Annotated in this window: 9 protein-coding genes; 8 read left to right on the top strand and 1 reads right to left on the bottom strand. The window is 75.1% G+C overall.

Annotation, left to right across the window (positions count from 1 at the left end; all coding sequences use genetic code 11):
• Positions 1–43: 43 nt before the first annotated feature.
• The 8 genes from KV557_RS34485 (at position 44) to KV557_RS34450 (ending at position 11,692) form a co-directional block, all read left to right on the top strand.
• Positions 44–292: a YlxR family protein gene (locus KV557_RS34485; protein ID WP_308130214.1), complete on the top strand. Its 249-nt coding sequence runs from the start codon at positions 44–46 to the stop codon at positions 290–292.
• 248 nt (positions 293–540) lie between these two features.
• Positions 541–3,675 (top strand): translation initiation factor IF-2, encoded by a 3,135-nt coding sequence (gene infB / locus KV557_RS34480; RefSeq protein WP_218205526.1) that lies wholly within the window; start codon positions 541–543, stop codon positions 3,673–3,675.
• A 154-nt stretch (positions 3,676–3,829) separates the two neighbouring features.
• A complete protein-coding gene (locus tag KV557_RS34475) occupies positions 3,830–4,126 on the top strand; it encodes a DUF503 domain-containing protein (RefSeq protein ID WP_218205525.1) in 297 nt (98 codons plus the stop codon).
• Positions 4,127–4,279: 153 nt separating this feature from the next.
• Positions 4,280–4,720, top strand: a complete 441-nt coding sequence (rbfA, locus tag KV557_RS34470; protein ID WP_218205524.1) for a 30S ribosome-binding factor RbfA — start codon at positions 4,280–4,282, stop codon at positions 4,718–4,720.
• Positions 4,721–4,722: 2 nt separating this feature from the next.
• Positions 4,723–5,826 carry a DHH family phosphoesterase gene (locus KV557_RS34465; RefSeq protein WP_218205523.1) on the top strand — a complete coding sequence of 368 codons (1,104 nt, stop codon included), beginning with the start codon at positions 4,723–4,725 and terminating at the stop codon, positions 5,824–5,826.
• 55 nt (positions 5,827–5,881) lie between these two features.
• A complete protein-coding gene (truB, locus tag KV557_RS34460) occupies positions 5,882–6,811 on the top strand; it encodes a tRNA pseudouridine(55) synthase TruB (protein WP_218205522.1) in 930 nt (309 codons plus the stop codon).
• Between the two features lie 246 nt (positions 6,812–7,057).
• Positions 7,058–10,681: a serine protease gene (locus KV557_RS34455; RefSeq protein WP_218205521.1), complete on the top strand. Its 3,624-nt coding sequence runs from the start codon at positions 7,058–7,060 to the stop codon at positions 10,679–10,681.
• A gap of 66 nt (positions 10,682–10,747) precedes the next feature.
• Positions 10,748–11,692 carry a bifunctional riboflavin kinase/FAD synthetase gene (locus tag KV557_RS34450; RefSeq protein WP_218205520.1) on the top strand — a complete coding sequence of 315 codons (945 nt, stop codon included), beginning with the start codon at positions 10,748–10,750 and terminating at the stop codon, positions 11,690–11,692.
• Between the two features lie 86 nt (positions 11,693–11,778).
• Here the strand turns inward: KV557_RS34450 and KV557_RS34445 are convergent.
• On the bottom strand, positions 11,779–13,251 hold a 1,473-nt coding region (locus tag KV557_RS34445), incomplete at its 5' end, for a MinD/ParA family ATP-binding protein (RefSeq protein WP_218205519.1).

The raw sequence follows: 13,251 nt of genomic DNA, 5'->3' as shown, positions 1-13,251 counted from the left end.
GTCTGGCCGGACGCATGTCCGAGCACGCCCGGAACGCACCTGCGTGGGCTGCCGCAAGCGCGCGGCCAAGCACCAGCTGTTGCGTGTCACGGCGGTCGAGGGCGTCTGCGTCCCTGATCCCCGTGGTGCACTGCCGGGCCGGGGCGCTCACCTGCATCCCGATCCGGCCTGCCTCGACCTCGCGGTCCGCCGCCGGGCGTTCCCCCGGGCCTTCCGGCTCCAGGGCACGCTCGACACGGAGCGGCTCCGCGGGTTCATCGAGGAGCGGGCAGCCGACACCCCGGAGTCCTGAACCACTCAGGCCCGCCCGGTGCGGTACGTCCCGCACGGCCGCCGCGTCTGCGTGGCGGAGAACCACCGCAACAAGTACGGCGCGCGGGCAGCCGCACGCCGTGCCACCAGTCAGGTACCTCGCGATGTGGAAGTAGGTCGAGATTGCGATGAGCACTCGATGAGTACGCGATGAGTACGCGATGGGTACGCCCATGAAGTAGCGACAGTCCGGCGGACGAGACCCCCGGACTCATAGACAGGAGTGAAGTGGCTAAGGTCCGGGTTTACGAACTCGCCAAGGAACTTGGCTTGGAGAGCAAGGCCGTCATGGCCAAGCTCACCGAGCTGGGTGAGTTCGTCCGTTCGGCGTCCTCGACGATCGAGGCGCCGGTTGTGCGCAAGCTGACTGACGCGCTTGGTGTGTCCCCCACTGGTGGATCCGCTGCCAAGCCGGGCCCGCGGAAGACCGCGGCGCCCTCCCCTGCCGGTGGCGCTGCCGCCGGCTCCGGTGCCCCCAAGCCGGGTGCCCCGACCCCGGGTCCGCGCCCCAGCGCGACCCCTGGTCCCCGTCCCACACCGGCCGCAGGCCCTGCGGCTGCGGCGCCTGCCCCGGCCGCTCCCGCCGCCCCGAAGCCGGCCACGCCGGCCCCGGGTCCGCGTCCGGCTGCGCGTCCCGCCGCTCCGGCGGCCCCGGCCGCGCCCGCGGCCGAGTTCTCCTCGCCGGCTCCGGCCGGTGACGCCCCGCGTCCGGCTGCCCAGGCCCCGCGCCCGAGTGGCCAGGCCTCCGGCGGCGCCCGTCCGGGCCCGCGTCCGGCCGGCCCGCGTCCGGGCAACAACCCCTTCACCTCGGGCAGTGCCACCGGTATGGCCCGCCCCGGCGACCGCCGTCCGGCCGCGCCGGGCGCGCGTCCGGGTGGCGAGCGTGCGCAGGGCGGTGACCGTCCGCGTCCGGGTGGCGACCGTCCGCGTCCCGCCGGTGCTCCGGGTGCCGGTGCGCCGCGTCCGGGTGGCGACCGTCCGCGTCCCGCCGGTGCTCCGGGTGCCGGTGCGCCGCGTCCGGGTGGCGACCGTCCGCGTCCCGCCGGTGCTCCGGGTGCCGGTGCGCCGCGTCCGGGCGGTGCCCCGCGTCCCGACGGCATGCCGCGTCCGGCCGGTCCGCGCCCCGGCGCGCCGAGCCCGTCCGGTATGCCGCGCCCGAACCCGGGCATGATGCCGCAGCGTCCGGCTCCGGGCCCGCGTCCCGGCCCCGGTGGCCGTGGTCCTGGTGGCCCCGGCGGCCGTCCGGGTGCTCCGGGCGGTGCCCGTCCGGGCTTCGCCGGTCGTCCGGCCGGTCCGGGCTCGCGTCCGGCCGGTGGCGGCGGCTTCGGCGGCCCGCGTCCGGGTGGTGCCGGCGCCGGTGGCGGCGGTGGCTTCGGCGGCGCCCGTCCGGGTGGTTTCGGCGGTCGTCCCGGTGGCCCGGGTGCCCGTGGTGGCACGCAGGGTGCGTTCGGTCGCGGCCCCGGTGGCCGTCCGGCGCGTGGCCGCAAGTCGAAGCGGGCGAAGCGCCAGGAGTACGAGGCCATGCAGGCCCCGTCCGTCGGCGGTGTGATGCTGCCTCGCGGCAACGGCCAGACCGTTCGCCTGTCGAGCGGCGCCTCGCTGATGGACTTCGCGGAGAAGATCAACGCCAACCCGGCCGCGCTCGTCTCCGTCATGTTCAACCTCGGTGAGATGGTCACCGCGACGCAGTCGGTCTCCGACGCCACGCTGCAGCTGCTGGCGGACGAGATGGGCTTCGTCCTGGAGATCGTCAGCCGGGACGACGAGGACCGCGAGCTGCTGGAGTCGTTCGACATCGACTTCGGTGCCGACGAGGGCGACGAGGACCAGCTGGCCCCGCGCCCGCCGGTCGTCACCGTCATGGGTCACGTCGACCACGGTAAGACCCGCCTGCTGGACGCGATCCGCAAGTCCAACGTGGTGGCCGGCGAGGCCGGTGGCATCACCCAGCACATCGGCGCCTACCAGGTGGCCACGATGGTGAACGGCGAAGAGCGCCCGATCACCTTCCTGGACACCCCGGGTCACGAGGCGTTCTCCGCCATGCGCGCCCGTGGTGCCAAGTCCACCGACATCGCGATCCTGGTGGTCGCGGCCAACGACGGTGTCATGCCGCAGACGGTCGAGGCGCTGAACCACGCCAAGGCCGCCGGTGTGCCGATCGTGGTCGCCGTCAACAAGATCGACGTCGAGGGCGCCGACCCGACCAAGGTCCGCGGTCAGCTGACCGAGTTCGGTCTGGTGGCCGAGGAGTACGGCGGCGACACCATGTTCGTCGACATCTCCGCGCGCCAGGGTCTGAACATCGAGCAGCTGCTGGAGGCCGTGGTCCTGACCGCGGACGCCTCGCTCGACCTGCGGGCCAACCCCGAGCAGGACGCGCAGGGCATCGCCATCGAGGCGCACCTCGACAAGGGCCGCGGCGCCATGGCGACCGTGCTGGTCCAGCGCGGTACGCTCCGCGTCGGCGACTCGATCGTCGTGGGCGACGCCTACGGCCGCGTCCGCGCGATGCTGGACGAGAACGGCAACAGCCTCTCCGAGGCCGGCCCGTCCCGCCCGGTGCTGCTGCTCGGTCTGACCTCGGTGCCCCGCGCCGGCGACAGCTTCATCGTCGTCGACGAGGACCGCACCGCCCGCCAGATCGCCGAGAAGCGCTCGGCCCGCGACCGCAACGCCGCCTTCGCGCAGCGTCGGGTCCGGGTGTCCCTGGAGGACCTGGACAAGGCCATCGCCGCCGGCTCCATCGAGCAGCTCAACCTCATCATCAAGGGTGACGTCTCCGGTTCGGTCGAGGCCCTTGAGGACGCCCTGGTCAAGCTGGACGTGGGCGAGGAGGTCGAGCTCCGGGTGCTGCACCGCGGCGTCGGTGCGATCACCGAGTCCGACGTCGACCTGGCCATGGGCTCGGACGCCATCATCATCGGCTTCAACGTGCGCGCCGAAGGCCGTGCGCGTGCGGCGGCCGACAAGGAAGGCGTGGACGTCCGGTACTACTCGGTCATCTACCAGGCGATCGAGGAGATCGAGAACGCCCTCAAGGGCATGCTCAAGCCCGAGTACGAGGAGGTGCGCCTCGGCTCCGCGGAGATCCGCGAGGTGTTCCGCAGCTCCAAGTTCGGCAACATCGCGGGTGTCATCGTCCGCGAGGGTCTGCTGCGCCGCAACGCCAAGGCCCGCCTCATCCGCGACGGCAAGGTCGTGGCGGAGAGCCTCACCATCGAGGGTCTGCGCCGCTTCAAGGACGACGCGACCGAGGTCCGCGAGGGCTTCGAGGCCGGTGTGACCCTGGGGTCGTTCAACGACATCAAGGTCGACGACGTCATCGAGACCTACGAGATGCGCGAGAAGCCGCGCGCGTAAGCGGACGGCTGCCGGGGCCGGTCGACGGGTGGTATTTCCGTCGACCGGCCCCGGTCTCGCTGTGTAGGGTCCGGGGTAGTTCAGATGTAGCAGCGTCAGCCCGGTTCCGGGCTGTCGCCCCCCGAGGCCTCCAGGTCGGCGAGACCTGTCATACATGTTCGTGGGAACACTCACCTTCGACCTGCTGCTGGGCGACGTCCACTCGCTCAAGGAGAAGCGTTCGATCGTGCGGCCCATCGTGGCCGAACTGCAGCGCAAGTACAGCGTGTGCGCTGCCGAGACCGGGAACCAGGATCTGCACCGCCGGGCCGAGATCGGCCTCGCGGTGGTGTCCGGCGACGCCGGATACGTCACCGAGATCCTGGACAGCTGTGAGCGGTTGGTCGTCGGCCGCCCCGAGGTGCTGCTCCTCGCCGCGAGGAGGCGCTACCACAACGACGACGACGAATAAGGCCTGTGGAGGCCGCCGGCGGAAGTCGCCGTTCTCACACAGATCAGGACCCAGAGCGCCCGCAAGGCCGGGCGCGGGCCGGTACTTTGGGGCGTGGGCCCCGACGGGTGCGCAGCTCGCCCGGGTACCGGGCCCACTGCACGAGGAGGCAACGTGACCGACACCGCAAGGGCGCGCAAGCTCGCCGACCGCATCCAGGTGGTCGTCGCCCAGACCCTGGAGCGGCGGATCAAGGACCCGAGGCTCGGGTTCGTGACCATCACCGACACCCGGGTGACCGGCGACCTGCGCGAGGCCACCGTCTTCTACACCGTCTTCGGCGACGAGACCGAGCGCCAGGCCACCGCGGCCGCGCTGGAGAGTGCCAAGGGCGTGATCCGTTCCGAGGTCGGCAAGATCGGGGTGCGCTTCACCCCGACGCTGACCTTCGTCGCGGACGCCCTGCCGGACAACGCCCGGAACATCGACGACCTGCTCGACCGGGCCAAGGCCATCGACGCGGCGGTGCGCACCACCGCCGCGGGCGCGACCTACGCCGGCGACGCGGACCCGTACAAGGTTCCGGCGTCCGAGCGTGACGACGAGGACGAGTAGTCATGACGGGTGAGCCGGCGCAGGCCGGTTCGGCGGCTGGTTCGACCACGGGGGCGTCCTCCACCATCACGGTGGAGGGTGCCCTCGCGGTGCTTCCGGGGCCGCGCACCGAGGAGAGCGGCTTCGAGCTGGTCTGGCAGCAGGTGGTGGCGGAGATCGGGCGGGCGCGCTCGATCGACCTGATCTGCCACATCTGCCCGGACGGTGACGCCCTGGGCTCCTCGCTGGCGGCCGCGTTGGCGCTGCGCGGGCTCGGCAAGCAGGTGCGGGTCTCCTTCGGCGACGACCCGCAGGTGGTGCCCGAGTCGCTGGCCTTCCTGCCGGGGCAGGAGCTGATCGTGCCGGCCGCCGAGGTGCCCGACACCCCGGAGCTGGTGCTCTGCTTCGACGTGGCCGCGCAGAGCCGGCTCGGCCTGCTGCACGACAAGGCCTTCGCCGCGCCCGTGCTGGTGGTCTTCGACCACCACGCCTCCAACCTGGGCTTCGGCACGCACCAGTTGATCGACCCGACCGCGCCGGCCACCGCCGTGCTGGTCGACGAGCTGCTGCGCCGGCTCGGCGTCGAACTCGACCAGGACCTGGCCACCTGCCTCTACACCGGGGTCGCCACCGACACCGGCTCGTTCAAGTACCGGGCCACCACGCCCGCCACCCACGAACTCGCCGGGCGCCTGCTGGCCACCGGCATCCGGCACGACCTGATCTCCCGGCAGCTGTGGGACACCTCCTCCTTCGGCTACCTCAAGGTGCTCGCGGGCGCGCTCGACCGGGCCGTCTACGAGCCGGACGCGGCCGGCGGGCTCGGGCTGGTGTGGACCTGGGTGCCCTACCAGGACCTCGTGCTGTTCAGCGTCACGATCGAGGAGATCGAGGGGCTGATCGACATCCTGCGCCGCCCGGCCGAGGCCGAGGTGGCGCTGGTGCTCAAGCAGGACCCGGACGGGACGCTGCGCGGCTCCTCGCGCTCCAAGGGCGCGGTGGACGTCGCCGCGGCGTGCGCCGAACTGGGCGGCGGGGGACACGTCTACGCGGCCGGGTTCAGCGCCCGGGAGGACGTGGCCGTCGTGGTCCAGCGGTTCCGGGGCGCGCTGCGGCCGGTAAGTTGATCACGTTGTGATCTCTCCTGATCACTTGTTGATCGCCTTTTAGAGAAAGAACTCGATGAAGCGCAAAGGCACCGGCCCCGACGGCCTGGTGATCGTCGACAAGCCCGAGGGCATCACCTCGCACGGGGTGGTCGCCAAGCTGCGGTGGCTGGCCGGGACGCGGAAGGTCGGCCACGCCGGCACGCTCGACCCGATGGCCACCGGCGTGCTGGTGATCGGCGTCGAGCGGGCCACCCGGCTGCTCGGCCACCTGATGCTCACCGCCAAGACGTACGAGGCGACCATCCGGCTCGGCCAGACCACCATCACCGACGACCGGGAGGGCGAGATCACCTCGTCCACCCCGGCCGACGGGGTGGACCGGGCGGCGATCGACGCCGGGATCGCGGCGCTCACCGGCGAGATCATGCAGGTCCCGTCCAAGGTCAGCGCGATCAAGATCGACGGCAAGCGGTCGTACGCGCGGGTGCGCGAGGGCGAGGACTTCGAGCTCGCGGCCCGGCCGACCACGATCCACTCCTTCGCCGTGCACGGGCAGCGCGCGGCGGCCGCCGAGGACGGCACGCCGGTGATCGACCTGGACGTGACCGTCGAGTGCTCCTCCGGCACCTACATCCGGGCGCTGGCCCGGGACCTCGGCGCTGGGCTGGGCGTCGGCGGCCACCTCACCGCGCTGCGGCGGACCAAGGTCGGGCCGTACTCGGTGGAGTCGGCGCGGACGCTGGAGCAGCTGGAGGCTGCGGTCACCAGCGGCTCCGCCGCGGGGCTGGAGGTAATGCCGATCGCGGATGCGGCGGCGGCCGCCTTCCCGCGCTGGGACCTCGACGCCGGACAGGCCGAGAAGCTGTCGCACGGCGCCCGGCTCAAGGCGCCCGGGCTGGGTGTGGACGGGCCGATCGCGGTGTTCGGGCCGGACGGGCGCTTCCTCGCGCTGGTGGAGGAGACGGGCGGGCAGGCGAAGCCGGTCGCGGTCTTCGTCGGCTGACGGCACTCTGCCCTGGTCGAACCCCCGTCGAGATCTCGGCGGGGGTTCAGTCATACCCGGAGGGGGTTCACAGGGGTTCAGGCATTGGGGGCAGCTATTGGGGGGAGCGCGCGAGGTGAATGGCGGTGGTGAGCGGCGCGGGCGGGGTCGGGTCGCTGCCCCGGCGGGCAGGCTCCCGGGCGGCGAGCAGGTCGCCGCGACGAGCCCGCTCCGGGGCCGCCGGGCCCTGCGGGGAGGCGGGGCGCGATGCCGGGGTTCCTGGACGGCGACGGGGTGGCGGGTGATCCGGGGCGGTACCTGCTCCGGATCCGCGACCTCAACGGGCGGCTGCACGGCTTAGGGTTCGTCGCCGACCCGCAGGGCACCGTGCTCACCGCGCACGAGAGCGTCGCGGGCCTGGACCGGGTCGTCCTGCACACCCCCGGCGGGCAGACCCGGGTGCTCGGCCCGGACAGCGTGCTGCCGTTGCCCGGGCACGGGCTCGCCCTGCTGCGCACCGACGCGGTCGGCGGGCTGCCCGTCCCGCCGCTGCCGGTCGCCGCCCCGGGGGCCGGGTGCGAGGTGCTGCTGCCCGCGCTGGCGGGCGAGGACGGACGGGCGGTGGCGCTGCGCTGCGGCGTGCTCGGGGTGACCGGCGCGGGGTACGTGCCTACCTTGCCCGCCAACGGGCAGCCCGGGCCGGACCGCGTCCACCTGCTGCGCGGGGTGCTGCTGCTCGACGTTCCCGTGGTCGGGGGTGTCGTGGTCCCGGCCGGATCGCCGGTGCTGGACGCCCGCAGCGGCGCGGTGATCGGGCTTGCGGCGCCGCTGCTGCGAGGCCCGCAGCACGGTGGCGCGCTGACGGCCGTGCCCGCCGCCGGCGGGGTGGCGCCCGCGCCGGAGCTGGCCGCGCTGACGGGGCGGAACGCGGCGGCCGTCCCCGCGTACGGGCCGGCGCTCAACCTGGCCGGGGTGCTGCGGCTGGCCGCCGTCCAGCTGGGCGCCGCCGGGGCCGGGCCCGGCCGGGTCGCCGGGCTCGCCGCCGACCGGGTCGACCGGCCGGACGGCCTCGCCGGGGACGAGCCCGCGGCCACCGTCACCGTCCTGGTCGGCGCCCCCGGCAGCGGGCGCAGCACCGAACTCGCCGCCCTCGCCGTCCGCCGGGCCGGTGGCGCCCGGCCGCGGCCGACGCTCTGGCTGCGCGGCGCCGACCTGCGGGCCGAGGACCGCTCGCTCGCCGACCCGGTGGAGCGGGCGCTGGCCGCGGCGGCGGCCGAACTGGGCACCCCGCCGCCCTCGCCGGAGCCGGTGGCCGCCCTGTGTGCGGCGGCGGGGCGGCCGCTGCTGGTGATCCTGGACGGCCCCGAGGAGGCCCCCGTAGCGCTGGAGCCGGGGTGGCTGCGGGCGGCGGGCGAGTGGCTGACGGGGCGCGGGGCCCGGCTGCTGACGGCCTGTGGGGAGGAGGGCTGGGAGCAGCCGCCCGCCGGGGAGTGGGGTGAACCGGGCGCGCAGGAAGCCCCGGCGCCCGACCGGGAGCACGAGCACGCGGCGAACGGCGACCTGAGCAGCGCCCCCACCGTCCGGGTGGCCCGCCCGGCGGCGCCCACCCTGGCCGTCCACCGCCTCGGACCGCTGCCGGGCGAGGCGGCGGAACGGGTCCGCCGCCGGTACGGGCTGCCGCCGGGCCGTCCGGCCGCGGCCGACGCGCGGCACCCGCTGGCGGTGCGGCTGGCCGGGGAGCTGTGGGCGCAGGGCCTGCACGGGGAGCCGGCGGGCCGGGGCGAGCTGTTCGGCGCGTACCTGGACCTGCGCTGTCTGCGGGTGGCGCAGCGGCTCGCGGACGACGGCCGGTCGCGCCGCCCGGGCGCGCACCGCCGGGGCGCGGTGCGCCCGGCCGGGCCGTCCGCCGGGCGGGTGCGGCGGCTGGCGGCGGCGGTGGCCGGGCGGGTGCACGAGGCGGCCCGGCGGATGCTCGGCGCCGAGCAGGGCGGGCTGGGCCGGGCCGGGTTCGAGGAGCTGTTCCCGGCGGCGGGCGGCTGGGCGACGGCGGTGCTCGCGGAGGGCCTGTTCGTCCCGGCCGGGTCCGGATTCCGGTTCGCGCACGGGGAGTTCGCGGACTGGTTGCAGGGTCTGCACCTGGATCTGGACGCGGCGCTGCGGCTGCTGCTCGGCGAGGTCGAGGACGTCCGTCCGGCGGGGGAGGTGCGGACGGTGGCCCGGCACCGGATCGGCCCGGTGGTCGCCGCGCTGCGCCGCCTGGCCGACACCTGGGGCGCGCCCGCCCTGGACCCGTGGCTGCACCGGCTCTGGCGGGCCCTGGACCTGCGCCCGCCCGGCAGTGAACCCGCATGGTGGGCGGCCCGGTTGCTGATCGCCGGGCTGGCCGCCAGCCCGGACGTCGCCGAACACCGGGCGCTGCTGGACCAGTTGGCCCGCAGGATCGCCGAGCGGGCCGAACGGGCAGGCGGGTTCGACGCGTTGCCGCCCGCCGGGCTGGGCCGGTTCGGTCCGGCGTTCTGGACCGGGCTCGGCCTGCCCGTCGAGCACGAACTCCCGCTGCTGCGTCGCCTGGTGGTCGCGGACGGTCCCGGGCACGTGTTCCTCGCGGCCGTCGCGGAGCGGCTGCGCGCCGACCCGGCCACCGTCCTCCCGCTGCTCCGCGACTGGTTCGACGACCTGCGCGGCCTGCCGGGACGCCCCGGCCGGACCGTCGCCGACCTCGCCCACGACCTGCTGTACGCCCACCGCAGGCTCGCCCTGGACGAGCTGTCCGACGCGCTGGCCGACGCCGCGCACCCCAGGGCGGATGCGCTGCTCACCGTGCTCGCCGCCGAGGAGCCGTCGGCGCTCTGCCGCGCCGTGGACCGCTGGAGCCACGACCGGCGGCCGGAGCGGCACGTCGCCGCCGCCGTCCACGCGCTGCGGGTCGCCGCGCACGCCCGCGGTGCCGGGGCCGAGCTGCTGCGGTTCACCGCACTGACCCTGCTCGCCCGGGAGGACGAACCCGCCCTGCACGGCGCCGCGCTGGCCCTGCTGGTCGCCGACCCGGGGACCAGGGCCGAGCACCTGCCGGCCGCCCTGGCACTGCACCGGGCGGGCACCGACGCGTTCCTCACCGCGCGGGCGCTGGCCCCGGCCCTGGAGAGCGACCCGGAACCCGTCCTGGCCGCGCTCGCCGACCGGCTCGCGGCGCCCGGTGCGACCGTCGCCGAGACCCTGCGGGTGCTCGCCGACGCCCGCACCCCGGTGGCCACCCGGCGGGGCGCCGACCTGGCCGCCCGGCTGCTGCGCGAACACCCTGCGATGGCCGGCCCGGTCGCCGTCGACTACCTGGGCCGCCGCCTGGACCGCGCCGCCACGGCGGGCCCGGCCGCCCGGCTGGAGCTGCGGGTGCTGCTGGGCGGCGCGCTGGCCGCCCGGGCGGCGGCCGTCCGCCGGCCGTTCGCGGAGGTGCTGTCCGTACCGGTGGCCGACCCGGCGGCCGACGCGCTGCGCTGCGAGCTGCTGGACACCCTGCTCGCCACCGAGACCGACCCCACGGTGCTGACCGCCGCCGTGGAGCGGCTGGCCGAGCACTGCACGGCCGAGAAGCCCGCGCGGGCCCGCGCGGTGCTGGCCCGCGCGACGCCCGCGCTGCCCGCCGCGGACGAAGTGCTGGTGCGCTGCGCCGGCCGGTCGGCCGGGTTCGCGCAGTTGCTCGCGCAGTGGCCGCAGGACGCCGCCCCGACCCCGCCGGACGGCCCCCGGCTGGCCCGGATGCGGGCCCTGGTGGCGGCCGGGCGGGACCCGCAGTACGCCGCCGCCGAGGCCGAGCGGGCGCGGCCGGGGCTTGTGGTGCGCTCAACCCGTATTCCGGTGCCTGAGCAGGGGCAGGCGCATGGCACGCTATAGGGGTTCGGGTTTTGAGCGTTTGAGCGTACAGAAGGTACGCGTCGTACGGAACAAGGAGCGGTCAGGGTGCAGCGCTGGCGTGGCCTGGAGGAGATCCCCGGTGACTGGGGGCGCAGCGTCGTCACCATCGGCTCGTTCGACGGGGTGCACCGCGGGCATCAGCTGATCATCGGCCGGGCGGTCGAGCGCGCCCGCGAACTCGGCGTCCGCTCGGTCGTCGTCACATTCGACCCGCACCCGCGCGAGGTCATCCGCCCGGGCAGCCACCCGCCGCTGCTCGCCCCGCAGCCGCGCCGGGCCGAGCTGATCGAGGCGCTCGGCGTGGACGCCGTGCTGGTGCTGCCGTTCACCAGCGAGTTCTCCCAGGAGTCCCCCGAGACCTTCGTCCAGCAGGTGCTGGTCGACGCGCTGCACGCGCGGACCGTGATCGAGGGCCCCAACTTCCGCTTCGGGCACCGGGCGGCCGGGGACGTGGCGCTGCTCGCCGAGCTGGGCCGGGCGGCCTGCTTCGAGGTCGAGGTGGTCGACCTGCAGGTGCGCGGCACGGCGGGGGCCGGCGAGCCGTTCTCGTCCAGCCTGACCCGCCGGCTGGTCGAGGCCGGCGACATGGCCGGGGCCGGCGAGGTGCTGGGCCGGCCGCACCGGGTCGAGGGCATCGTGGTGCGCGGGGCGCAGCGCGGCCGCGAGCTGGGCTACCCGACCGCCAACGTGGAGACCGTGCCGCACAGCGCGATCCCGGCCGACGGTGTGTACGCGGGCTGGCTGACGGCCGACGGCGAGCGGATGCCTGCGGCGATCTCGGTGGGCACCAACCCGACCTTCGACGGCACCGCGCGCACGGTCGAGGCGTACGCCATCGACCGGGTCGGCCTGGACCTGTACGGGCTGCACGTGGCCGTGGACTTCCTGGCCTACCTGCGCGGGATGGAGAAGTTCGACTCCATCGAGGCGCTGCTGGACCGGATGGCCGACGACGTCAAGCAGGCTCGCGAGCTGACCGACGGCGCCTGAACACCCGCGCCTGAAAGCACCCGCGCCTGAGCACTCGCGCCTTGTACGGGAAGGGCCCGCCGACCTGGTCGGCGGGCCCTTCGGCGTCACTGCGGGGGCTGTGGCGGGTAGCCGTAGCCGGGGGGCGGCTGGTAGCCGTCCGGCTCGGCGGACGGCGCAGGCGGGGCGGGCTGGGGCCACTCCGGTGCCGGCGCGGGCGGCTGTACGCCCGGATGGGGCGCCGGCGGGTAGCCGTACCCGCCCCCGGCCGGGTACGGCGGGTGGCCGCCACCGGGCGGGGGCGGCGGGGTCTGGCCCGGCTGCGGCGACCACGGTGTACCGGCGTTGGGCTGGGCGAGCGGGTAGCCGCCCTGTGCGGGGTACGGCGGCTGGCCGGCCTCGGCCGGGTAGGGCTGTGGGTCCCCGTACGGCTGGGGCTGCGGCTGGCCGGGCTGCTGCGCGTACGGCTGCTGCGCCTGCTGCTGCCACCCGCCCTGCTGCTGGGCCGCTTGCTGGGCCCGGACGATGTCCTCGCCGACCAGGGTGGCCAGCTCGAAGTACGCCTCGCGGACCTTGGGCCGCATCATGTCGAGGTTGACCTCGGCACCGGCCGCCAGGCTTTCGTCGAACGGGACCACGACCACGCCGCGGCAGCGGGTCCGGAAGTGCGCGACGATGTCCTCGACCTTGATCAGTTTGCTGGTCTCGCGCACCCCGGAGACCACCGTGATGCTGCGCTGCACGAGGTCCGCGTAGCCGTGCGCGGAGAGCCAGTCGAGGGTGGTCGAGGCGCTGGAGGCGCCGTCCACGCTGGGGGTGGAGACGATGATCAGCTGGTCGGCGAGGTCCAGCACGCCGCGCATCGCGCTGTACAGCAGGCCGGTGCCGGAGTCGGTCAGGATGATCGGGTACTGGCGGCCCAGCACGTCGATGACCTGGCGGTAGTCCGAGTCGTTGAAGGTGGTCGAGACGGCCGGGTCGACGTCGTTCGCCAGGATCTCCAGGCCCGAGTGCAGGTCCTGCGAGGTGAACTGACGGATGTCCATATAGCTGCGCAGGTGCGGGATGGCCGTCACCAGGTCGCGGATGGTCGCGCCGGTCTGGCGCTTGACCCGGCGGCCGAGGGTGCCGGCGTCCGGGTTGGCGTCGATCGCGATCACCTTGTCCTGGCGCTCGCTGGCCAGCGTCGCGCCGAGCGCGGTGGTGGTCGTGGTCTTGCCGACGCCGCCCTTGAGGCTGATCACGGCGATCCGGTAGCAGCTCATCACCGGGGTGCGGATGATCTCCAGCTTGCGGGCCCTCTCCGCGGCCGCCGCCTTGCCGCCGAACTGGAAGCGCGGCTGCTGGCGCTGCTGCTTGGGCTGGCTGCGCAGCAGGCGGTCCGAGGACAGCTCGACGGCGGCCGTGTAGCCGAGCGGCGCGCCGTGCGCGGTCTGCTGCGGGGCGGCGGCCTGCTGGAACGCGGCGGGCGGCGGGGTGGCGCTCTGCTGCGGCCAGGGCTGCGCGGGGCCGGGCTGCGGCGGGGCCGGCTGCTGGTAGGCGGCGGGCTGCGGCCAGCCGCCCTGGCGGGGGTCGACCGG

The organism is Kitasatospora aureofaciens, assembly GCF_019192735.1.
GTDB classification, from domain to species: domain Bacteria; phylum Actinomycetota; class Actinomycetes; order Streptomycetales; family Streptomycetaceae; genus Kitasatospora; species Kitasatospora aureofaciens_A.
Note: the sequence above shows the minus strand (reverse complement) of the source record. Positions and strands in the feature narration are given on the sequence as shown.